This window comes from Janthinobacterium sp. HH102 (assembly GCF_001758625.2).
Taxonomy (GTDB): domain Bacteria; phylum Pseudomonadota; class Gammaproteobacteria; order Burkholderiales; family Burkholderiaceae_D; genus Janthinobacterium.
Window position 1 is genome coordinate 987,509 of sequence record NZ_CP062062.1, and the last position, 21,298, is coordinate 1,008,806.

Consider the following 21,298-nt stretch of genomic DNA (forward strand, 5'->3'; position numbering starts at 1 on the left):
CCTGCTTGTGGCATCCTCCCCAACCTCAGACTGGAGTTTCTATGAGCACAACTTCGCAGTGGATCGATATCGCCGGCCCGGACGGCAGCTTCCAGGCTTACCTGGCCGTGCCGCACGTGGGCAAGGGCCCCGCCATCATCCTGTTGCAGGAAATTTTCGGCGTCAACGAGCACATCCGTGCCGTGGCCGACCAGTACGCGGCCGATGGCTATGTGGTGCTGGTGCCGGACCTGTTCTGGCGCGCCGGCGCGCACATTGAACTCGGCTATGACGCGGACGGCTGGAAGCGTGCCGTCGAACTGATGCAGGCCACCGACAATCCGCACGCCGACGCCGATATCGCCGCCACCGTCGCCGTCCTGCGCGCGCGTCCGGAAGCGACGGGCAAGCTGGCTTCGGTCGGCTACTGCTTCGGCGGCCGCCTGTCGTACCAGGCGGCCGCGGCCGGTCTGGTCGACGCCGCCATCGCCTATTACGGCGGCGGCATCCAGAACAAGCTGGACCTGGCCGACAAGATCCAGGTGCCGCTGCTCATGCATTTCGGCGGCCAGGACAGCCATATTCCGCCGGAAGCCGTGCAAAAGATCGCCGAACGCTTCGAAGACCGGCAAGACGTGGAAATCCATATCTACCCGGGCGCCGAGCACGGTTTCAACTGCACCCACCGCGACAGCTACCAGCAGCGCGCGGCGGCCCACGCGCATGGCAATTCGCTGATTTTCTTGGCGGAAAATCTGTAAGGCAGCCATCCCAGGCTGGCCAGTGACCATGGTTTGCTCAGCAGCAAAGCCGCATGGGCGCTAAAATAGCGGCTGTGCCGGGCAACTCCGGCCGGCCGGGCGCGGCGCCCGGCAAACCTGGATGAGGAACCGAATTAAAGATGGCCCAAGTAATTGTTTCTGTAACATTGGCGGCAAGCGCCGAAAGAGTGTGGGATTTTATCGGCGGCTTCCAGTCGCTGGCTGAATGGTCGAGCTCCATCAAGACCAGTTTGTCCGAGCATGGCGGCCGCGTGCGCCGCCTGAAAACCACGGACGGCGCCATCATCGCCGAACGCCTGCAAAGCTACAGCGAAGCGGACAAGAGCTACAGCTACACCATCGTCTCGGGCCCGATCCCCGTCAAGAACTACCGTTCCACATTGCGCGTCACGGGCGAACCGGGCGCCGCTTCCTGTGTGGCCGAATGGTCGAGCGAGTTCGATGCGGCCGAAGGCGTGGAAGAGGTCATGGTGGGCGCGTTCCAGCATTTGTACGAGACGGCATTCGTCGACCTGAAACGCATCATGGCGATTTGAATCAAGGAGCGTAGGTCGGATTAGCGGCTACGCCGCGTAATCCGACACCACCAACTCTGCTGACAATGTTGTCGGATTACGCGCGGTGATGCCCCGCTAATCCGACCTACGCTTGACGTCAGCGTTTCACTTTTCCAAACGCCTCGCCTTTGTTCCACACCGGCAAATTCTTGTCGTTCGCCACCTCGTAGCCCAGGTTCAAGGTGAACTGCGCCTGCTGCACCATGCCCGACAAGTCCCACGACGGGTGATACTCATCGGTGACCTGGTGGTAATCCTTTTTAAACGCGACCAGACGCTCGCTCGACGCTGTCGGCTCCTTGACGAAGTCGAACGAGCCGTCGCCGGAAAACACGGCCGAGCCCACGTTGAAGGCGGGCACGCCGGCCTTGGCGAAGGCAAAATGGTCGGCCCGGTAAAAGGCGCCGGACAGGTCGGGGATGGTCGGCGCCAAACGCAAGCCCATGCGCTTGGCGACCTTGGCGGCGCTTGCGTACAGGCTGCTGCGCTCGGCGCCGGCCACGCCGATGTCGTGCGTCTTGCCGACGAAATTCATGCTGTCGAGGTTCAGGTCGGCTGCCGTCTTGGCCAGCGGCCACAGGGGCGCGCGCGTGTAAGCCGTGCTGCCCAACATGCCCGTTTCCTCGCCGGCCGGCCACAGGAAGATCTGCGTGCGCCGCGCCGGCTGTTTCACGGCCACTTGCGCCATGGCCAGCAGGGCCGCCGCGCCCGAGGCATTGTCGATGGCGCCGTTGTAGATATGGTCGCTCTGTCCTGCGCGGGCGCTGCCTTCGTCATCCTTGCCCAGATGGTCCCAGTGGGCCGAGTAAATGACGGCTTCGTCCTTGAGCTTCGGGTCCGTGCCCGGCACGATGCCGGCCACGTTGAATTGCTCGATGCTGCGCACCTGGCTATTCAGTGCCACCCTGACCGTCGCGTTCAGGGCCACGGGCCGGAATTCGCGCGTTTCCGCCTGGGCGCGCAGGGCGTCCAGGTCCTGTCCGCCCGCCTGGAACAGGGCGCGCGCCATGTCTTCCTGCAGCCAGCCTTCCATCGCATTGCCCGCGCCGGCCAGGTTGAAGCGTTCATGGCCGAAACCGTTGGCGGGCACGGACCACGGGTAGGAAGCGGACTCGGTCGTATGGATCAGCAAGACGCCGGCGGCGCCCTGGCGCAGCGCTTCCTCGTACTTGTAGACCCAGCGGCCGTAATACGTGAGGGACTTGCCGGCAAAACGGTTCGGTTCGGCGGCGGTCGGCTGCGGGTCGTTGACCATCATGATGACCAGTTTCCCTTTTAAATCAACGCCCTTGAAATCGTCCCAGTTTTCTTCCGGGGCGCGGATGCCGTAGCCGGCAAACACGACGGGCGCGTCGAACGCCACTGTCTGCTGGCCATTCGCCGCGCCAAAGACGATGTCCTTGCCGAAGGCGGGAGACAAGGTCTTGCCGCCCGCGCTGAACGTCACCGTACTCGATGGCAAGGCCTTGCTGCCGACGATGGTCAGCGCCTGGCGGTAGCTGCCATCTTTCAATGGCTGCAAGCCGGCCACGGCCGCCTGCGTTTCCAGGTAGCGCACGGCCAGGTCGCCGCCGCGCTGGCCCGTGCCGCGTCCTTCGAGCAAATCGTCGGCCAGGAAGGACAGATGGGCGCGCAAGGGCGCTTCGGCAACGAGCGGTTGGGCGAGGGCAGCCGTGCTGAACAGGCTGGCGGCGAGGACGACGGGAAAGCGCATGACAACTCCAAAAGTGAATACGGGAAAGCAAAGCAGCGGCAATCTTACTCTACCGCAATGCTCTGGCGTAGCGCGCGGCGTGCGCAAGCCGATTGCGGCCACAATGGCCGCTGGCCCACCGACAAGGAGCGTTCCATGACTACCCCTGACTTGCATTCAACCAATACTCTGCGTACCGCCGACGGCACTTTGATTTATTACAAGGACTGGGGCAGCGGTCCGCCCGTCGTCTTCAGCCACGGCTGGCCATTGTCGTCCGACGCCTGGGAAGACCAGATGTTTTATCTTGCCGCGCGCGGCTACCGCGTCATCGCGCACGACCGGCGCGGCCATGGCCGCTCCAGCCAGCCCTTCGACGGCAACGACATGGATACCTATGCCGACGACCTGGCCGCCCTGATAGCCGCGCTCGACCTGACGGGCGCCACCCTCGTCGGTCACTCGACGGGCGGCGGCGAAGTGGCGCGCTACATCGGCCGCCATGGCACCGAGCGCCTGGCCGGCGCCGTGCTGGTGGGGGCCGTGCCGCCGCTGATGCTGCAAACGGCCGACAACCCGCTGGGCTTGCCGCTGTCCGCGTTTGACGCCATCCGCGCGGGCGTGCAGGCCGACCGCAGCCAATTCTTCCGCGACTTGAGCGAGGCCTTTTATGGCTATAACCGGCCCGGCGCGACGCCGTCGCAGGGCGTGCGCGAGCACTTCTGGCTGCAAGGCATGCAGGCGGGCATGCCCGCGTCCTATTTGTGCATCAAGCAATTTTCCGAGACGGATTTCACCAGCGACCTGGCCAAATTCGACGTGCCGACCCTGGTGATCCATGGCGACGACGACCAGATCGTGCCGATCGCCGCCTCGGCGCGGCGCACGGCTGAGCTCATCATCGGCAGCAAATTGCTTGTGTATGCGGGCGCGCCGCACGGCCTGGCGACGACGCACAAGGACCGCCTGAACGAGGACTTGCTGGAGTTCTTGCGCCACTCGGTCGATGCGGCAAGCAATATCGAGGCGCATCTGTAAAACAGCCGAATCTATTGCAAAACACATAATATTGCTTGGTTTTTGCACCAATTGCGTGCGGATCGCCGATTTTTCTGCGTTTTAGGATGCAAAAAATGGCGTTCTGCCGCCTCGTTCCACCCGGTAAGGTCCAGTAAAGAGTAAACTAGCAGATACACTCTTTCGCATTGGGCGATTCGAGCGAACTTGTGAGTGATTTCATGTCTGATACACCAATTTCCTTATTTTCCGACCTTAACCTGAGCGAGCCGCTGATTCGCGCGCTCAAGGATGTCGGTTACGAAACACCGTCGCCTATCCAGGCGGCCACGATTCCATTATTGCTCGCCAACCGCGACGTGCTGGGCCAGGCGCAAACGGGCACGGGTAAAACCGCCGCCTTCGCCTTGCCTATCCTGTCGCGCATCGATCTGAAACAAAGCTCACCCCAAGCCCTGGTCCTGGCACCGACGCGCGAACTGGCCATCCAGGTCGCCGAAGCGTTCCAGGTGTACGCCGCCCACATTCCCGGCTTCCACGTGCTGCCGATCTACGGCGGCCAAAGCTACGGCCCGCAGCTGTCGGCCCTGCGCCGCGGCGTGCACGTCATCGTCGGCACGCCTGGCCGCGTCATCGATCACCTGGACAAGGGTTCGCTCGACCTGTCCAAGCTGAAAACCCTGGTGCTGGATGAAGCCGATGAAATGCTGCGCATGGGCTTTATCGACGACGTCGAACGTATCTTGAAAGAAACGCCAGACGGCCATCAAACGGCCCTGTTCTCGGCCACCATGCCTTCCGTCATCAAGCGCATCGCCACCACCTACCTGGTGAACCCGGCCGAAGTGACGGTCGCCGCCAAGACGGGCACGGCCGACAACATCCGCCAGCGCTACTGGCTCGTGTCGGGCATGCACAAGCTCGACGCGCTGACGCGCATCCTGGAAGCGGAAGCGTTTGACGGCATGATCATCTTCGCCCGCACCAAGCTGGGCACGGAAGAGCTGGCCAGCAAGCTGCAAGCGCGCGGCTTCTCGGCCGCCGCCATCAATGGCGACATCCAGCAAGCCCAGCGCGAGCGCACGATCCAGCAGTTGAAAGACGGCAAGATCGACATCCTCGTGGCAACCGACGTGGCCGCCCGCGGCCTGGACGTCGAGCGCATCAGCCACGTCGTCAACTACGATGTGCCGCACGATCCGGAAAGCTATACCCACCGCATCGGCCGCACGGGCCGCGCCGGCCGCAGCGGCGAAGCGATCCTGTTCATCACCCCGCGTGAAAAGAACTTGTTGAAAGCCATCGAACGCTCGACCCGCCAGCCGATCGGCATGCTGGAATTGCCGACGATCCAGGCCGTGAACGACGTGCGCATCGCCAAGTTCAAGGAACAGATCAGTGAAACCCTGGCCTTGGGCGAACTGGAGCAGTTCCAGTCGCTGATCGAGGACTTCGAGCGCGAACAGAACATTCCCGCCATTGAAATCGCCGCCGCCCTGGCGAAGATGGCGCGTGGCAATACGCCGCTGCTGCTGGACAAGAACAAGGCGCGCGAGCAAGCCACGTGGCAAGACGACCGTCCTGTGCGCCAGGACCGTTTTGAGCGCAACGACCGTCCGGAACGGGGCGACCGCTTCGACCGTAACGAGCGCAGCGAACGCCCGGCCTTCCCGAAAAAGGAACGCATCCAGCGCCCAGCCGACGCCGGCATGCAGACCTTCCGTATTGAAGTCGGTCATCAGCATGGCGTGAAACCGGGCAATATCGTGGGCGCCATCGCCAACGAAGCGGGCATCGATTCGAAAAACATCGGCCGCATCGAAATCTATGACGACTACAGCGTCCTGGACTTGCCAGACAGCATGCCGAAAGAATTGCTGGACCAGCTGAAGACCGTGTGGGTCGCGGGCCAGCAGCTGCGCATCAGCCGCGATGGCGACGCGCCGGACCTGGCGCCGCCAGCCGCGCCGCGCAAGCCGTTCGCCGCCAAATCCGCGCCAGCGTTCAAGGATGCGCCAGCGGACGCGGGCGATGCAGCACCTGCGCCGCGCGCGCCGAAGAAGGAACGTCCACGTCCAGGCGTGACGGCTTACCGCATCGAAGTGGGCCGCGAGCACGCCGTGACGCCAAGCAACATCGTGGGTGCCATCGCCAACGAAGCGAACCTGGAAGCCAAGCATATCGGCCGCATCGATATCTTTGACAACTACAGCGTGCTGGACCTGCCGGAAGGCATGCCGCCGGAAATCCTCGACCACCTGAAATCGGTCGTCGTGTCGGGCCAGAAACTGCGCATCAGCCTCGATGACGGCACGACGGAGCGCAAGCCTGCGCCGCCGCGTCCGAAATCGCCACCGCGTAAATCATTCAAGTAAGCTGTCCCTGCACAGGCGCCTCCCCGGCGCCTGTGTCGCGGATTGGAGACAGTTCCCCCACTGGCGCGTTCGCGCCAGTTTTTATTTTCCCTCAAGAAATGTTCGTGGTTGCGGCGTTATGGTTGGCGGCAGGCCCCGTCATGGGCCGGCGCATATTGCGGCGCTTGCGCGTTTTTTTATCGGCGCAAACACCATATTTATTGGCTGCCGCATCGATACATAATTTTTTATTAATTATTGTGTCTGCTTCCAATTTGAATTTTACATTCAATAAAATCAATCTAGTTGAATCAAAGTAAATTCTAAAACATAAATGAATTGGTTTTTATTAAATTTTTTGACCAGTGTCACTGCCGCCGGGGCGATATATCATGGGTGCTTGATGTGGTATATTGTTTTTATGATTTTGTTATGCTAGTTGATAAAAATAGAGGAGCGACGATGCGGGTCAATACGCCTATCACGCAAAATGAATACGTATTAAATGAAGGCATGACGATTGTTTCCACCACGGATTTACAGGGAAACATCAATTACGCCAATCAGTATTTCATTGAGGTCAGCGGTTTTTCAGAAATGGAACTGCTGGGTGCGCCACAGAATATCCTGCGTCATCCCGATATGCCGGCTGAAGCGTTTGCCGACCTGTGGGACACCATCAAGACGGGCATGCCGTGGACCGGCATGGTCAAGAACCGTTGCAAGAATGGTGACTTTTACTGGGTCTTCGCCAATATCACACCCGTCATCGAAAACGGCCGCCCGATCGGCTATATGTCCGTGCGCACCAAGCCCACGCGCGAGCAGATCAACGAAGCGGCAGCCCTGTATAAAAGTTTTAAAGACGGCAATAGCGCGAACCTGGCGATCCGCAATGGCCGCGTCGTGCGCCAGGGATGGGCCGCCAAGCTGGCCGAGTGGCGCAAGCTGAGCCTGTCGCAAGACATCGCCCTGCATTGCATCATCTTGGGCGTGGTGCTGGCCATCCTCGGCTGCGCCGTGTGGAATATCGACGGCGACACGAGCACGGCCACGCGCAGCTGGCTCAGCGGCGCCGCCGCTGCCGCCGTCGCGCTGATGCTGTATTTCTGGGCCCATCTGCACAATTCCATCGTCGCGCCGCTGGGCGACGCCATTACGGTGGCGCGCAAGATGGCCGGGGGTGACTTGACGGGCGTGATCGACAAGGTGCGCGACGACGACATGGGTCAATTGATGGCGGCCTTGCGCCAGACCAATATCAACTTGCACAGCATCATCGGCGACGTGCGCGCCAACTTCGAGGATATCCGCATCACCACGGCGGAAATCGCCACGGGCAATATGGACTTGTCCAGCCGCACGGAATCGCAGGCGTCCAGCCTGGAGCAGACGGCGGCCAGCATGGAAGAGCTGACATCGACCGTGCAAAACAGCGCCGACCACGTGGCCACGGCCAACGACCTGGCGGTGCAGGCATCGACTATCGCGGCCAGGGGCGGCACCATCGTCAGCGAAGTGGTCACCACGATGGACGAGATCAGCTCGTCGTCGCGCAAGATTCTCGACATCATCGGCTTGATCGACGGCATCGCCTTCCAGACGAACATCCTCGCCTTGAACGCGGCCGTGGAAGCGGCGCGCGCAGGCGAGCACGGCCGCGGCTTCGCCGTCGTGGCGGGCGAAGTACGCAGCCTGGCGCAGCGTTCTGCCACGGCGGCGAAAGAGGTGAAAAACCTGATCGACCATTCGATCGCCACCGTGAATGCGGGCAGCGTGCTGACCAGCAATGCGGGCGCCACCATGACGGAAGTGATCGCCTCGGTGGCCCGCGTGACGGAAGTGATGGACGAGATTTCCTCGACCACGCGCGAGCAGAACCAGGGTATCGGCCAAGTCAACCAGGCCGTGATCCACATGGATGGCATCACGCAGCAGAATGCGGCCCTCGTGGAGCAGGCGGCCGCGGCCGCCACCAGCCTGGCGCAGCGCACCGAGAGCGTGGCCCAGTCGATCGGCATCTTCAAATTGAAGGCCTCGCCCAAGCGCAAGGCTGCCGGCGTGGGGCGCAGCGCGGGCGCGGGCGTGGCGTCGCGGGCCTTGCTGAAGGCAAGATAATTACCCCAACGGCGAAAGGCTGGGGTCAGTCACTGCGTGACCGGAATGCTTCCCATTGGGAGCATTCCCCCCGGGTTTTGTCTGTGGGGTTACTCTTACTTCTTCACCCGGTACACGTCCCCGCTGCGCACCTTCTTCACCACCCCATCCCCGCCAAACAAAATGACATATTCTCCCTGCGCGCCAGAGGCCGTCGGGTAGCTGTACATCCATACTTCATTGCCGCTGTCGAAACGGATGGCCGTGCTGTCGCCCAGCGCGGCGCGCACCTGTTCGCGTGTGCTGCTGCCCGGTTGCACCGTCTGTTCCAGGGTGGCGTACGGGACGTTCTTGCTTGCTTGCAAGGCGCGCGTGCCGGAGCAGGCGGCTAGCAGCGTCAGCAAGGCGATCATCAGCCACTTCATGGCGCCACCTCGTCCATATAGTCAAATTCCAGCAGAGTATCGTCGGGCCAGCTGGCATCCCACAGGGGCGCGTAATACGTGTGGTCAAGCAAGACCTGGCAATCGCAATAGGGCAGCGAGGCGGGCGTTTGCTCGCCGCCCGCATACAGCATGGTGAACGGCAGGGCCAGGCGCCGCTCCCCATGCACGAGGGTCACGCCGAACAGGGGCCGGTCCGTGAAGAACAGATAATTGCCGTCCGGCTGCGAGCAGACCTTGTCGGTGCTGTAGAGCATGCTGGACAGCCAGGCGATGATTTGCGGGTCGTTCGAGATCAGGCCCGAATCCATGCCGGCGCGGCATTCCAGGCGCAGGTCGCCCAGGCGCCGCGTGCCGGGCGGCAAGCCGGGCGTGATGACCTGCGCGCGCCAGCTCATGGTGGTCGCCTTGCGGTTGGCGATCAGCACGGCATCCTCGCGCGCGGCCTGTGCATTGCGCACGGGGGCAAAGCTGTTGTCCTCGGCCAGCGGCAAGGGGATGCTGACGGTGTCGCCGGCGATGCGCAGCTGCACGCCCGTCATGTCCACGCCGGGCTGGCGCGGCAGCAGACGAAAGCGCAGCACGGCCTGCGGCGCCAGCGCATGGTCGCGCTCGAAGCGGTCGACGCCCTGCAGCATCTTGCGATACGATTTGTCGACGGGGTCGCGCGTGGCGTCCACCTTGACTTGCGGCACGGGCGCGGTTTGCGCCAGCGCAACAGTGCCATGGAACAGCATTGCCAGCAGGGGCAGCAGAAGAGGGCGGTAAGTAGGCATGGCTTGATGCTACGCCTTTTTGCGCGGCAGTCACGCACGGGTGGGCCTATCAGTACTCGCTATATTTGCGCGCGTCGCCGCGCACCTGCTGCGCCGGGTATTTCTGCGCGTTCAGTGCCATCTTTTCCAGCACGGCCGCATGCAGGTCGACGCCGCTCTTGTCGGCCAGGCGCACCAGATACATCAGCACGTCGGCCAGCTCGTGGCGGATGCCCGTGCGCTTGGCCTCGTCCAGCTCGGCATCCGCGCCCGTGGGCAGCCACTGGTAGTGCTCGGCCAGTTCCGCCACTTCCACGGACAGGGCCATGGCCAGGTTTTTCGGTGTGTGGAACTGGTCCCAGTCGCGCTCGTCGGCAAAGGCGCGCAGGCGCGCGCGGATGTCGAGCAGGCTGTCGGATGGGGCGCTCATGCGGCCGCCTGCAGCGGTTTTTCCATGAAGACACTGAACGGATCGTCGCGATAGCCGCCGTACGGCCCGCGCCGCTGGTAGCCGTGGCGCGCGTACAGGGCGATGGCCTCGGGCTGGTGGATGCCCGTCTCCAGGGTCAGCAGGCGGCAGCCGCGCGCCAGCGCCTGCTCTTCCAGCAGGGCCAGCAGGCGCTTGGCCAGGCCCAGGCCGCGGCTGTCCGGGTGCACATACATGCGCTTGACCTCGCCGAAAGCGGGCGTGACGACGATGGCGCCGCAGGCGCGCGCCGCACCTGCCGCATCGCGGGCGACGGCAAACAGCAGGGTTTCCGGCGGCAGGGACGCCAGGTCCAGCGAGTAGACGCATTCGGCCGGATACAGCGTTTGTTGATAGGCATCCAGCTCGGCGATCAGGGTTTGCACGTCCGCTTGCTGCGGCGATTCCAGGTGAATTTGCATGGGGAAAGCACGTTGACTGAGATTCCCCCATGGTATCACTGCGGCCGCGCCAGGCGCATCGTCAGGCCGATGGGCGACATCACAAACCCCATCAGTTCCTGCGCCTCGCCGCCATCGGGCGTGTCGACGCCGGCGATGTCGAAGCTGCCCAGCAGCATGGCCATGGCAATCTTGATTTCCAGCAAGGCCAGATAGCGGCCCGGGCACGTGCGCAAGCCGGCGCCGAAGGGCATCGAAGCGCGCTTGTTGTTGGCCTCGCCGCTGTCCGCCAGCCAGCGCTCGGGCTGGAAGGCCAGCGGGTCGGGAAAGTGCGCATCCGATACGGTGTCGTTGCGCATCACGCACCAGACGAGGGTGCCGGCCGGCACAGCGATGTCGCCGATGACCGTGTCGCGCAGCGCCTCGACGGGCAGGAAGGGCGCCACGGGCTTCAAGCGCATGGCTTCGCTGGCGCAGGCGCCCAGGTAGTCGAGGCTATCCATCTGCTCGATCGTGAACTGGGCCACGTCGGGCGCCAGGCGCCGCACTTCCTCGCGCGCCTTCGCCAGAGTCTGCGGATTGCATTGCAGCAAATAAATCATCCAGGACACCGTGTTGGCCGTCGTATCCTCGCCCGCCAGCAGCATGGTCAGCACATTGCCGGCCACGTTGCGGTCCGTCACGCCGCTGTCTTCCAGATCGGCGGCGGCGATCATGGCTTCGAGCAGGTTGGGCGGATGCGCGCGGCGCGCCGGGTCGTGCGCCATGCGCGCGCGCGCCTGCTGCACCAGATCCGCCACGGCGGCGGACAGGGCCGCCACGTCGCGGTCCAGCCGGCGGTCGATGGGCAGCTTGACATAGCGCCAGTACGGGAACATGGACAGGCTGCGCCGCGCCACGGCGGGCAGGATATCGTCCATGTGGCGCTGGATCACGTCTTCGCCCGATTCGAGCGTATTGACTTCCGTGCCGAAGGCCAGGCCGGCGATGATGTCGACCGTGTAGCGTTTCAGGTCGCCATCGAGGTCGATCGCCTGGCCTTGCGTGGCGGCAATATACCAGCGCCGCTGCAGGCGCTGCGCCACCGTCACCAGCGCGGGGAAGTAGGCCTTGATGGCGCCCGGCGCCATGCCGGCCATGACCATGCGGCGCTGGTTGCGCCATTCCGTGCCCTCGGCCAGGAACAGGCCGGGCACGCCGCCCATTTCGTCGGAGACCACCGAACTGCTCAGGGGGCGGCGAAAACCGTCGGGCCGGTCGCGCAGCACGGCGCCGACGGCCTCGCTGTCGGCCACCACCAGTACCAGGGTGCGGCCGAACCAGGCGCGCATGAAGGGGCCGTAGCGCTGTACCCATTGTTCCACGTCGCGGTGGATGCGCGTGAGTTTGAGCTGCAGGCTGTTGCCGACGATGGGCAAGGCGAAGGGCCCCGGCAGGCGGCGGATCTGGCGCAGGGGCGTGGCGACGGCGGGGGCGGCGTGGTCGAGTGGCGGCATGAACATCTCCTGTCGATACGGTAAAAGTACGAGGATTGCTTGCAATAATGGCCACACTCTACGCGATTGCGGCCCGTTTGTATTGAACGAATACGACATCGTGCGCGGCCAGAAATTGCCGGTACAATCGTCGCCATGCCAGCCGCCCCTACGCCCCTGACCCGTTTGATCGCCCCGCGCGCCGCGCTCGCTTCCTGCGTGCGCGCCATCCTCGTGCGCGACACCACGGGCTGCGCGCCCTTGCCGCCGGCGCAGCGCCTGAACCGCTTTCCCGCCGCGCCCATGTGCAGCATCGTCTGGACCGTCGCCGGCCACGTGGAAGCGGCCGCGCCGGGCCTGTCGCTGGCGGACGTGCGCATGCCGCCCGCGCTGTTCGGCGGCCCCCGTTCGTATCCGCTGGTCAGCTACAACCCCGGCCCCGTGCATTCGTTTATCGTGATGTTTTATCCGGCCGCCCTGTATGCGTTGACGGGCATATCGATGGATGCCTTGCTGGACCAGTTCCGCCCCCTCGGCGCGCTGTTCGATGCCGACTGGCTGGCCTTGTCCGACGCCGTGCTGGCCGCGCCGGACGATGCCGCCCGCGTCAGGCTGGTGGAGGATTTTCTGGCGCCGCGCTGGCTGCTGGCGCGCAAGAACGGCGACCAACCGGCCGGCGCCATCCAGGACTGGGTGCGCCGGCTGGGCGTGCAGGCCGCATCGACGGGCCTGGCCAGCAGCGCGCGCAACATCGAGCGGCGCATCAAGGCCTGGGCCGGCCAGCCCATGCGCACCTTGCGCCGTATGCGCCGCGCGGAACAGCTGTTCCTCGACGAGCGCGGCGCCATCCTGCAGGGCACGGCGTCATGGTCCGACGTCGCCGCCAGCGGCGGCTACGCCGACCAGGCGCATTTCTGCCGCGAGACGCGCGAAATCACGGGCTTGAGTCCCACGGAACTGGCGCGCGCCATGAAAGAAGATGAAAGCTACTGGATCTACCGGATATGGGCGTAGGTCGGATGAGCTCGTAGAGCGTAATCCGACCACATCGTTGGCGCGGCCGGTGGTGGTGTCGGATTACGCGAGGCGTTGTCCCGCTAATCCGACCTACCGGCCGCTGTACATTTTGCCCTTGATCAGGCAGCTTCATGGCGCCTCGTGCCGGCCGTCATCATGGGAAAGCTGGCGTAGGTCGGATTAGCTCGTAGAGCGTAATCCGACCACATCGTTGGCGCGGCCGGTGGTGGTGTCGGATTACGCGGCGTCCCGCCGCTCATCCGACCTTGTATTATTCCCCTCATGCCGTTCGTGGTATTGCGAACGGTATCGACCGCTGTCAAAATCTTGGTAGGCATATCAAGACCGGGTAACTGGATGCCGTATCCGCCCTTAGGCCCCGAGCCAGCTCCGTAGATCTCGCACCAGTTACCCATCCTCCATGTCAAGATCGGACAGTATCTTTGGCACCGGCATGCCGGTTAGCCCGCATTTGCAAGGTAGATCGCAAGAGGACCACAGCATGTTTAATTTAGGAATCGACGTTGCCAAGGCCAAGCTCGACTGCGCGCTGCGCCTGCCCAACGGCAAGCATCGTAACAAGGTTGTCGAGAACAACCGTCAAGGATTCACCGCGCTCCACGCATGGCTGCTGAAGCATGCTGCCGGCAGCCCCAGGGTGTGCATGGAAGCGACGGGCACGTATTGGGAAGGGGTTGCCGAATATCTCGCTGGACTTGGCATGGTGGTCAGTGTCATCAATCCAGCCCAGATCAAGGCCTTCAGCGCTTCACGCCTGGTGCGCACCAAGACCGACAAGGTCGACGCACAGCTGATCGCCGACTTCGCCCATGAACGCCAGCCAGAGCCCTGGCAGGCGCCATCGCCGGCCGAGCAATCGCTGCGCGCGCTGGTGCTGCGCCTCGATGCCTTGCAAGCGATGCGCCAGCAGGAAAGCAACCGGCTTGAAGTGGCGCGCGCGGCGGTACGCCAGGGTATCGAGGATCATATTGCCTGGCTCGACGCCGAGATCAAGGCGCTGATCCTGGCGATCCGCCGTCATATCGATGACGACCCGGATTTACGCGGCAAGCGCGAATTGCTCGATAGCATCCCTGGCCTGGGCGAGCGCACGATTCCCGTGCTGCTGTCCTACTACGCCAATCCTGAGCGCTTCGACAGCGCCAAGCAGGCGGTGGCGTTTGCGGGCCTCGATCCGCGCCAGCACGAGTCAGGTTCCAGCGTGCGTGGCAAGCCACGCATGTCGAAGGTCGGCCACAGTTTCCTGCGCAAGGCACTGTACATGCCGGCCATGGTGGCAGTGCATAAGACGCCTTGGGGCAAGCGCTTCGGTCAGCGTCTGCGTGACGCCGGCAAAGCGCCCAAGCTGATCATCGGCGCCATGATGCGCAAGCTGGTGCACGTGGCATTCGGCGTGCTCAGGTCGGGAAAAATATTTGATCCGGCCTTGCACGCCGCTTGACGGGGATAACAGTATCTACCGTTCCTTGTACACCTTGCCCTTGGATAAGGTTACTTCATGGTGCCCCGCGCCGGGGGCCATCATGGGGAAGCAGTTTTCCGCGCCGTGCACGCGCACGTCGAGGAAGTACGGGCCTTCGGACGCCAGGCAGGCCGCCAGTGCCCCGTCGAGCTCCTCGCGCCGGCTGACCGTGTGCGCCTGCCAGCCGAACGCGCGCGCCAGGGCGACGAAGTCGGGCAGCGCTTCCGTGTAGCTGTGGCTGTAGCGCCCGCCGTGTATCAGTTCCTGCCACTGGCGCACCATGCCCATGTAGCCATTGTTCGACAGCACCACTTTCACGGGCAGGCGGTGCTGCACGGCCGTGGCCAATTCCTGGATATTCATCAGGATCGAGGCGTCGCCGCTGACGCACACGACGCACTTGTCCGGATGGGCGATCTGCGCGCCGATGGCGGCCGGTAAACCATAACCCATGGTGCCGGCGCCGCCCGAGGTCAGCCAGCCGCGCGGCTGCTCGAAGCGCAGATGCTGGGCCGCCCACATCTGGTGCTGGCCCACGTCGGTAGAGACGATGGCGTCGCCGCCATCCATGCTGTCCAGCGCCGCCTGCAGCCGCCGCATCAGCGCCTGCGGCGCGATGACGTCGGGCGTGTCGTCGAACGCCAGCGAGTCCTGCGTGCGCCAGCCGTCGATGCGCTGCCACCACGGCTGGCGGTCCGCCAGCAATCGCCCGCGCAGCTGCGTCAGCAGGGCATTCAGCACGGGCGCGCAGTCGCCGCGCAGGGCCACGTCGGCGCGCACCACCTTGTGGATCGACGCCGGGTCGATATCGACGTGGATGACCTTTGCGCCGGGACAAAAGGCGTCCAGCCTGCCCGTCACCCGGTCGTCGAAGCGGGCACCCACGCAGACGATCAGGTCCGCATGGTGCATCGCCAGGTTCGCTTCCAGGGTGCCGTGCATGCCCAGCATGCCCAGGAAGGCCGGGTGCGAGGCGGGAAAGGCGCCCAGGCCCAATAAGGTCAGGGTGCACGGCGCGGCCGCCAGCTTCACCAGCTGGCCGAAGGCGGCGCAGGCGGCGGGGCCGGAATTGACGAGGCCCCCGCCGCCATAGAACACGGGCTGGCGCGCGGCGGCGATCAGGCTGGCGGCCCGTTCAAGATCGGAGGCTGCCGACGGCGGCATCGGGGCCGGCGTGGCAGGGGCCAGCACCGTCGTTTCCCGCACCGGTGCCAGCTGCAGATCCTTGGGAAAGTCGACCAGCACGGGGCCGGGCCGGCCTTGCGTGGCTTGCGCGTACGCCTCGCGCACGACGGCCGCCGTTTCCTCTGCCGCGCGGATTTGCCGGTTCCACTTTGTGACGGGGCGCGAAATACCCAGCGCGTCGCATTCCTGGAAGGCATTCGTGCCGATGCTGGTGGTAGCCACCTGGCCGCTGATGCAGATGACGGGTATCGAATCGCACAGGGCGTCGAGCAAGCCCGTGGTGGTATTGCTCATGCCGGGGCCGGACGTGACGAAGACGACGCCGGGCCGGCCCGTGCTGCGCGCATAGCCCTCGGCCGCGTGCACGGCCGCCTGTTCGTGGCGCACGAGAATATGGCGCAGGCGGGGCTGCGCGTGCAGCGCGTCGTACAGGGGCAGCACGGCGCCGCCCGGATAGCCGAAGACGGTATCGACGCCCAGCGCCAGCAGGGTGTCGATCAGGGTGCTGGCGCCGTTGTGGGATGCGTGAGCAAGGAGGGGAGCGGGATCGGGTTTCATGGCCTTATTTTCTGCCTGATGCGGCAGAAAAGGCTGCTGGTTTTCTCGTATAGAATGCAGTATTCAGCAAAATTTGCTGTGAAATAAGGAATTAACAGAATGAAGCTCGACAAATTCGACCTCGCCATCCTGACGGCCCTGCAGCAGGACGCCCGCATCAGTCTGCACGACCTGAGCGCCAAGGTGGGCCTGACCTCGTCGCCATGCTGGGCGCGCATCAAGCGCATGGAAGACGATGGCGTCATCGAGGGTTATACGGTGAACGTCAACGCGGCCAAGGTGGGACTGGCCGATACCGTCATCGTGCAAGTGACCCTGGACGACCATTCCGACCAGGCCCTGTTCGAATTCGGCCACGCGCTGGCCATGATCCCGGAAGTGCTGGAAGCGTTTCTTGTGTCCGGCGACTACGATTACTACCTGCGCATCGCGGTGAGCGACACGCGCGACTACGAACGCCTGCTGCGCGAGCGCCTGTATAAAATTCCCGGTATCCGCCACAGCAAATCGAGTTTTGTCTTGCGCCAGCTCAAACAGAGCTACCTGCCCTTGCAGCGCTAGCTCCCCGCACGGCGGGAGTTTTTCCCTAGCCCATCCCCCGTGGCTGTCCGATACTGGGCAGTAATAAAAAACACGATAAATCGGGGACCTGCATGAGACTGACCTTATTCGCGGCCGCCGCCATGGCGCTGTGCCAGGCGCAAGCCGCCGAGCTTGCCCATCCTGCCAACCTGGAGCCGGCGTACGATTTGCCCACCGTCATTATCACGGGCAGCATGCCGCTGCCCACCGTGGAGCGGCCGCGCGATGCCTTTGCCGCGCCCGTGCAGACGGCCAGCGCGCAGCAGATCGCCGGCAGCGGCGCGCTCGACATTTCCGCCTTCCTGCGCCGCAACCTGGGCAGCGTCTATGTGAACGAGGTGCAGAACAACCCCTTCCAGCCCGACGTCAGCTACCGCGGCTACACGGCCTCGCCCCTGCTGGGCACGCCGCAAGGACTTTCCGTGTACCTCGACGGCATGCGGCTGAACCAGCCGTTTGGCGATGTCGTCAGCTGGGATTTGATCCCGCGCATGGCCATCGCCTCGCTGACCCTGATGCCGGGCTCGAACCCCCTGTTCGGCCTGAACACCCTGGGCGGCGCGCTGGCCCTGCAGACCAAGGATGGCAAGACCAGTCCCGGCACGGCCGTCGAGGCGCGCCTGGGTTCGCACCAGCGGCGCGCCGTCGAATTCGAGCATGGCGGCAGCCATGCCAGCGGCTGGCACTGGTACGTGACGGGCAACCGCTTCAAGGAAGACGGCTGGCGCGACGATTCCCCGTCCGACGTGCGCCAGATCTTCGGCAAGCTGGGCTGGAGTGATGCGCGCACGGACATCGCCGTCACCGTGGCCCACGCGGACAATGCGCTGACGGGCAATGGCTTGCAGGAACAGCGTCTGCTGGCGCGCGATTACCGCAGCGTCTACACCAAGCCCGATTTGACGGAAAACAAGTCGACCTTGCTGAATGTGACGGGCAAGCACCAGGCCGGCGCCGGCTTGCTCTTGTCCGGCAATGTGTACTACCGCAAGATCGACACGCACACGTTCAATGGCGACCTGAACGACGAGTCGCTCGACCAGTCCGTCTACCAGCCCGGTGCGGCCGAACGGGCGGCCCTGGCGGCGGCCGGCTACACGGGTTTTCCCGCCAGCGGGGCGAACGCGTCCAATACGCCGTTTCCGAAATGGCGCTGCATCGGCAACGTCTTGCTCAACGATGAACCGGCCGAAAAATGCAACGGCATGCTCAACCGCAGCCATACGCAGCAGGAAAACTATGGCTTCTCGGGCCAGTTCACGGCGCTGGCCGACGTGGCGGGCGCGCGCCACGCCGTCACGGCCGGCGCCGCCTACGATACGAGCCACGCCACCTTCCGCCAGACCAGCCAGTTCGGCTATCTGAACCCCGACCGCAGCATCACGCCCGTCGACTTCTTTGCCGACGGTACGGAAATCGACGACGACGGCACGCCCGTCGACAACCGCGTCGACTTGAGCGGGCGCATGCGCACGTGGAGCGTGTATGCGAGCGATAGCATTGCGCTGAATCAAGCATTGACCCTGACCATCTCCGGCCGCTACAACCGCAGCACCGTGCGCAACCGCGACGCCATCACGCCCGGCGGCGGCAGCGGTTCGCTCGATGGCGACCACCGTTTCAGCCGCTTCAATCCCGCCATCGGCCTCGCTTATGCGCCGGAGAAGGGCGTGGGCGCCTATCTCGGCTACAACGAAGGCAGCCGCACGCCGACGGCCATCGAACTCGGCTGCGCCGACCCGGACAACCCGTGCCGCCTGCCCAACGCCATGGCGGGCGACCCACCCTTGAAACAGGTCGTCACCAAGACATGGGAAGCGGGCCTGCGCGGCAAGCTCGCCGACGTGGCCCGCTGGAGCGCGGGCGTGTTCCGCGCGGAAAACCACGACGATATCCTGTTCGTGGCCGACAATCAGGCCGGTTTCGGCTACTTCAAGAATTTCGGCAAGACGCGCCACCAGGGCGTGGAACTGGCGGCGGGTGGCAAGGCCGGTGCGCTGGACTTCGGCGTTAACTACACGTGGCTGCAGGCGACGTATCAAAGCCGGGAGCTCGTCAACGGCAGCGCCAACAGCAGCAGCGATGCGCAGGCGCCCGGCCTGGAAGGCAATATCGTCATCACGCCCGGCAACCGCATTCCGCTGACACCGAGCCATATCTTCAAGGCGCACGTGGACTATCAGGGCGGACGCGACTGGACGGTGGGCCTGGCCATGACGGCCGTGTCGAGTTCCTACGCGCGCGGCAATGAAAACAACCGGCACCAGGCGGGCGGCCCGTCATACCTGGGTTCCGGCAAGAGCGGCGGCTACGCCGTGGTCGAGCTGAACGGCAAGATCCAGCTGACGCCACGGCTGAGTGTGTTTGCGCAGATAAACAACCTGTTCAACCGCCAGTACGCGACGGCGGCGCAACTGGGCGCCACGGGCTTCGACGCCAACGGCAATTTTGCCGCCCGCCCGCTGCCCGCCGTGAACGGCGACTATCCGATGGTCAACGCGACGTTCTATGCGGCCGGCGCACCGCGCAGCGTGAATGCGGGTCTGCGCTACGCGTTTTAAGGGAGGATATGCTCGATGACCCCGTTGCGCAGCGCAAGATGGACGAGGGCGGCGGGACCGGGCACGTCGAGTTTTTCCTTGATGCAGGTCTGGTGGTTGGCCACCGTCTTGCTGCTCAGGTGCAGCAGGCGGGCGCAGTCGGCGGCGCTGCGGCCTTCGGCCAGCAGGCGGAAGATTTCGAATTCGCGCTGGCTCAGGCTGCTCAAACGGTCCGCTTCCATGCGGGCCGTACCGTGCAGCACGCCCGGTGCGCTGTGCGGGTCGAGGTAGCGGCGGCCCGCGTGGGCGGCGCGCACGGCGTCGACCAGGTGTTCCGGGTCGGCTTGCTTGCTGACGAAGCCGCAGGCGCCGCCGTCCAACGCGCGCGCGATCAGTTGCGGCGTGTCGTGCATGGTAAACACGAGCACGCGCGCGCCTGCGTCGCGCGCGAGCAGCTTGCGCAACAATTCCAGGCCGCCGATGCCGGGCATGGACAAATCCGTCACGCAGACGTCGGGCGCGTGCTCCAGGTGCAGGGCATATGCCGTCTCGCCATTGCCCGCCTCGGCCACGACGGCGATATCGCCGCCCTGTTCCAGCAGCCGGCGGTAGCCCGTGCGCACCACCGGGTGGTCATCGACCAGCATCACGCGGATCGGGGGCATGGCCGCGTTCATGCCGCACCGGCCGCCAGCGGCATCGCCACTTCGATGCGCAAGCCCTTGCCCAGCGCGCTGATCCAGCGGATATGGCCGCGCAGGCCGGCCACGCGCTCGCGCATGCCCAGCATGCCGAAGCCATCTGCTGGCGTTTTATCCGGACAAAAACCCTGGCCATTGTCTTCGATGGTCAGGTGCAGCACGCCGTGCGCATCGGCGCGCAATTCCACCGTGGCACGGTCGGCGCCCGCGTGGCGCGCCACGTTCGTCAAGCCTTCCTGCACCAGGCGGTAGACGGCGGTGGCGGTGCAGTCGTCGAGGCTGGCGGGGACGGCGTGCGGCGCGAAATGGCAGGCGATGCCGTGCTGCTGGGCCCAGCTGTCGCACAGCGCCTGCAGGGCCGGCGCCAATCCCAGGCTGTCGAGCACGGGCGGACGCAGCCGGCGCAGCATCGTGCGCACCATCGCATGCAGCGCTTCCGACGAGCGGGCGATGCTGGCGGCGCAGGCCTGCACGTTCGCCTGATCGCCGTCGCGCGCGCGCAGGATGTAGCTGGCGGCGGCGCGGATGGCCGTGCAGTCCTGTCCCACTTCATCGTGCAGCTCGCGCGCCAGCGCGCAGCGCTCCTCTTCCTGCGCGCGCAGCAGGCGCTGCGTGAGGGCGCGGTTCTGCGCCAGCAGCAGCGCCACCTGGCGTCCGCGCCGCACGGCAAAGCCGGCCAGCGCCAGCGCCAGCAGCAACAGGCTCAGGGCCAGTTCATCGAGTTGCCAGTGTTCCTGGCGCCAGAGCGCGTGCGTCAGCCGTTCGGCCAGGTCCAGCCTGGCGGCCAGCAGGAAAAAAGCCAGTGCCAGCGCGCAGCACACGAGGATGCGCCGGGCCGGCCGCGTGCCTGCGCGGCCGCTGCCGGCCAGTTGGTAGTGTTCCATGATGCTGCTCCCTGAGCACGGTCGATCTCTTTGTTGTGCAAGCTTCATGCCATCGGCGCAGGGGCCTCTGGGGGCGCGTCATGCGGGGCAGGGGAGGGGATGACTGTTCCAGGATGGAACAGGTGTGCCGCGATGTGACGGTGGGCGCTTGCGCTGGCCGCAGGCACGGTTTTCGAGCTTATCTGAAGTCGCGCCGGCACGCTGGCGCGCACGCCTGCAGTGCGATGCATTGTTGTTCCAATGTAACGTTGAGCTTACTCAAACTTTCATAGATAAAACAAAACAAAGTTTCGCAGGCTTAGATAAAAAATAAATAAATGATATTAAAA

18 protein-coding genes are annotated in these 21,298 nt (G+C 64.5%); 9 read left to right on the plus strand and 9 right to left on the minus strand.

What is annotated here, in order from left to right; all coding sequences use genetic code 11:
- Positions 1-41: 41 nt before the first annotated feature.
- Together JAB4_RS04475 and JAB4_RS04480 are read left to right on the plus strand one after the other, a co-directional pair.
- Positions 42-740 carry a dienelactone hydrolase family protein gene (locus JAB4_RS04475; protein WP_070217726.1) on the plus strand — a complete coding sequence of 233 codons (699 nt, stop codon included), beginning with the start codon at positions 42-44 and terminating at the stop codon, positions 738-740.
- 140 nt (positions 741-880) lie between these two features.
- Positions 881-1,297: an SRPBCC family protein gene (locus JAB4_RS04480; protein ID WP_070217725.1), complete on the plus strand. Its 417-nt coding sequence runs from the start codon at positions 881-883 to the stop codon at positions 1,295-1,297.
- Positions 1,298-1,415: 118 nt separating this feature from the next.
- On the opposite strand, the gene JAB4_RS04485 is transcribed toward JAB4_RS04480, so the two are convergent.
- Positions 1,416-3,032, minus strand: coding sequence for a M28 family peptidase (locus JAB4_RS04485; protein ID WP_070217723.1), 1,617 nt, complete (start codon positions 3,030-3,032; stop codon positions 1,416-1,418).
- Positions 3,033-3,167: 135 nt separating this feature from the next.
- On the opposite strand from JAB4_RS04485, the gene JAB4_RS04490 reads away from it, so the two are divergent.
- From JAB4_RS04490 to JAB4_RS04500, 3 genes are all read left to right on the plus strand, one after another.
- Complete coding sequence (locus JAB4_RS04490; protein ID WP_070217766.1) at positions 3,168-4,049, plus strand: alpha/beta hydrolase; 882 nt, start codon at positions 3,168-3,170, stop codon at positions 4,047-4,049.
- A gap of 200 nt (positions 4,050-4,249) precedes the next feature.
- Positions 4,250-6,403, plus strand: a complete 2,154-nt coding sequence (locus JAB4_RS04495) for a DEAD/DEAH box helicase (RefSeq protein ID WP_070217721.1) — start codon at positions 4,250-4,252, stop codon at positions 6,401-6,403.
- A 441-nt stretch (positions 6,404-6,844) separates the two neighbouring features.
- Entirely contained in the window at positions 6,845-8,500 is a 1,656-nt protein-coding gene (locus JAB4_RS04500; protein WP_070217719.1) for a PAS domain-containing methyl-accepting chemotaxis protein, read from the plus strand.
- Positions 8,501-8,595: 95 nt separating this feature from the next.
- Here JAB4_RS04500 and bamE read toward each other — a convergent pair whose 3' ends face one another.
- From bamE to JAB4_RS04525, 5 genes are read right to left on the minus strand one after another with little or no spacing between them, the layout of a single operon-like run.
- Positions 8,596-8,904: an outer membrane protein assembly factor BamE gene (gene bamE / locus JAB4_RS04505; protein WP_070217717.1), complete on the minus strand. Its 309-nt coding sequence runs from the start codon at positions 8,902-8,904 to the stop codon at positions 8,596-8,598.
- On the minus strand, positions 8,901-9,698 hold the full coding sequence (locus JAB4_RS04510) for a hypothetical protein (protein WP_070217716.1): 798 nt from the start codon (positions 9,696-9,698) through the stop codon (positions 8,901-8,903). Before JAB4_RS04510 ends, bamE begins: the two co-directional genes overlap by 4 nt.
- A gap of 49 nt (positions 9,699-9,747) precedes the next feature.
- Complete coding sequence (locus JAB4_RS04515) at positions 9,748-10,107, minus strand: nucleotide pyrophosphohydrolase (protein WP_070217713.1); 360 nt, start codon at positions 10,105-10,107, stop codon at positions 9,748-9,750.
- A complete protein-coding gene (locus tag JAB4_RS04520; protein ID WP_070217711.1) occupies positions 10,104-10,565 on the minus strand; it encodes a GNAT family N-acetyltransferase in 462 nt (153 codons plus the stop codon). The genes JAB4_RS04515 and JAB4_RS04520 overlap by 4 nt, the downstream gene beginning before the upstream one ends.
- 35 nt (positions 10,566-10,600) lie before the next feature.
- The gene (locus JAB4_RS04525; protein WP_070217764.1) at positions 10,601-12,040 is read right to left on the minus strand and encodes a cytochrome P450; all 1,440 of its coding nucleotides are present in this window, start codon (positions 12,038-12,040) and stop codon (positions 10,601-10,603) included.
- Positions 12,041-12,175: 135 nt separating this feature from the next.
- Between JAB4_RS04525 and JAB4_RS04530 the strand changes: the two genes are divergently transcribed.
- Complete coding sequence (locus JAB4_RS04530; RefSeq protein WP_070217709.1) at positions 12,176-13,033, plus strand: helix-turn-helix domain-containing protein; 858 nt, start codon at positions 12,176-12,178, stop codon at positions 13,031-13,033.
- 505 nt (positions 13,034-13,538) lie between these two features.
- Positions 13,539-14,498: an IS110 family transposase gene (locus JAB4_RS04535; RefSeq protein WP_083289991.1), complete on the plus strand. Its 960-nt coding sequence runs from the start codon at positions 13,539-13,541 to the stop codon at positions 14,496-14,498.
- A 15-nt stretch (positions 14,499-14,513) separates the two neighbouring features.
- Here the strand turns inward: JAB4_RS04535 and ilvB are convergent, their stop codons facing one another.
- Positions 14,514-16,262 (minus strand): biosynthetic-type acetolactate synthase large subunit, encoded by a 1,749-nt coding sequence (ilvB, locus tag JAB4_RS04540; protein ID WP_070217692.1) that lies wholly within the window; start codon positions 16,260-16,262, stop codon positions 14,514-14,516.
- 99 nt (positions 16,263-16,361) lie between these two features.
- Between ilvB and JAB4_RS04545 the strand changes: the two genes are divergently transcribed.
- A complete protein-coding gene (locus JAB4_RS04545) occupies positions 16,362-16,823 on the plus strand; it encodes an Lrp/AsnC family transcriptional regulator (RefSeq protein WP_070217690.1) in 462 nt (153 codons plus the stop codon).
- Positions 16,824-16,915: 92 nt separating this feature from the next.
- Entirely contained in the window at positions 16,916-19,405 is a 2,490-nt protein-coding gene (locus tag JAB4_RS04550) for a TonB-dependent receptor (RefSeq protein ID WP_070217688.1), read from the plus strand.
- On the opposite strand, the gene JAB4_RS04555 is transcribed toward JAB4_RS04550, so the two are convergent.
- Both JAB4_RS04555 and JAB4_RS04560 read right to left on the minus strand, forming a co-directional pair.
- Positions 19,402-20,049, minus strand: coding sequence for a response regulator transcription factor (locus tag JAB4_RS04555; RefSeq protein WP_070217694.1), 648 nt, complete (start codon positions 20,047-20,049; stop codon positions 19,402-19,404). The two genes, JAB4_RS04550 and JAB4_RS04555, sit on opposite strands and share 4 nt — an antisense overlap.
- An 8-nt stretch (positions 20,050-20,057) precedes the next feature.
- Positions 20,058-20,969 carry a histidine kinase gene (locus tag JAB4_RS04560; RefSeq protein WP_070217685.1) on the minus strand — a complete coding sequence of 304 codons (912 nt, stop codon included), beginning with the start codon at positions 20,967-20,969 and terminating at the stop codon, positions 20,058-20,060.
- Positions 20,970-21,298 lie beyond the last annotated feature (329 nt).

Excerpts from the sequence above, each read along its gene's own strand:
- ilvB (WP_070217692.1), bottom strand. The coding sequence starts at position 16,262 with ATGAAACCCGATCCCGCTCCCCTCCTTGCTCACGCATCCCACAACGGC.
- JAB4_RS04560 (WP_070217685.1), bottom strand. The coding sequence starts at position 20,969 with ATGGAACACTACCAACTGGCCGGCAGCGGCCGCGCAGGCACGCGGCCG.
- JAB4_RS04515 (WP_070217713.1), bottom strand. The coding sequence starts at position 10,107 with ATGAGCGCCCCATCCGACAGCCTGCTCGACATCCGCGCGCGCCTGCGC.
- bamE (WP_070217717.1), bottom strand. The coding sequence starts at position 8,904 with ATGAAGTGGCTGATGATCGCCTTGCTGACGCTGCTAGCCGCCTGCTCC.
- JAB4_RS04485 (WP_070217723.1), bottom strand. The coding sequence starts at position 3,032 with ATGCGCTTTCCCGTCGTCCTCGCCGCCAGCCTGTTCAGCACGGCTGCC.
- JAB4_RS04480 (WP_070217725.1), top strand. The coding sequence starts at position 881 with ATGGCCCAAGTAATTGTTTCTGTAACATTGGCGGCAAGCGCCGAAAGA.
- JAB4_RS04495 (WP_070217721.1), top strand. The coding sequence starts at position 4,250 with ATGTCTGATACACCAATTTCCTTATTTTCCGACCTTAACCTGAGCGAG.
- JAB4_RS04500 (WP_070217719.1), top strand. The coding sequence starts at position 6,845 with ATGCGGGTCAATACGCCTATCACGCAAAATGAATACGTATTAAATGAA.
- JAB4_RS04535 (WP_083289991.1), top strand. The coding sequence starts at position 13,539 with ATGTTTAATTTAGGAATCGACGTTGCCAAGGCCAAGCTCGACTGCGCG.
- JAB4_RS04475 (WP_070217726.1), top strand. The coding sequence starts at position 42 with ATGAGCACAACTTCGCAGTGGATCGATATCGCCGGCCCGGACGGCAGC.
- JAB4_RS04555 (WP_070217694.1), bottom strand. The coding sequence starts at position 20,049 with ATGCCCCCGATCCGCGTGATGCTGGTCGATGACCACCCGGTGGTGCGC.
- JAB4_RS04550 (WP_070217688.1), top strand. The coding sequence starts at position 16,916 with ATGAGACTGACCTTATTCGCGGCCGCCGCCATGGCGCTGTGCCAGGCG.
- JAB4_RS04530 (WP_070217709.1), top strand. The coding sequence starts at position 12,176 with ATGCCAGCCGCCCCTACGCCCCTGACCCGTTTGATCGCCCCGCGCGCC.
- JAB4_RS04520 (WP_070217711.1), bottom strand. The coding sequence starts at position 10,565 with ATGCAAATTCACCTGGAATCGCCGCAGCAAGCGGACGTGCAAACCCTG.
- JAB4_RS04525 (WP_070217764.1), bottom strand. The coding sequence starts at position 12,040 with ATGCCGCCACTCGACCACGCCGCCCCCGCCGTCGCCACGCCCCTGCGC.
- JAB4_RS04545 (WP_070217690.1), top strand. The coding sequence starts at position 16,362 with ATGAAGCTCGACAAATTCGACCTCGCCATCCTGACGGCCCTGCAGCAG.
- JAB4_RS04490 (WP_070217766.1), top strand. The coding sequence starts at position 3,168 with ATGACTACCCCTGACTTGCATTCAACCAATACTCTGCGTACCGCCGAC.
- JAB4_RS04510 (WP_070217716.1), bottom strand. The coding sequence starts at position 9,698 with ATGCCTACTTACCGCCCTCTTCTGCTGCCCCTGCTGGCAATGCTGTTC.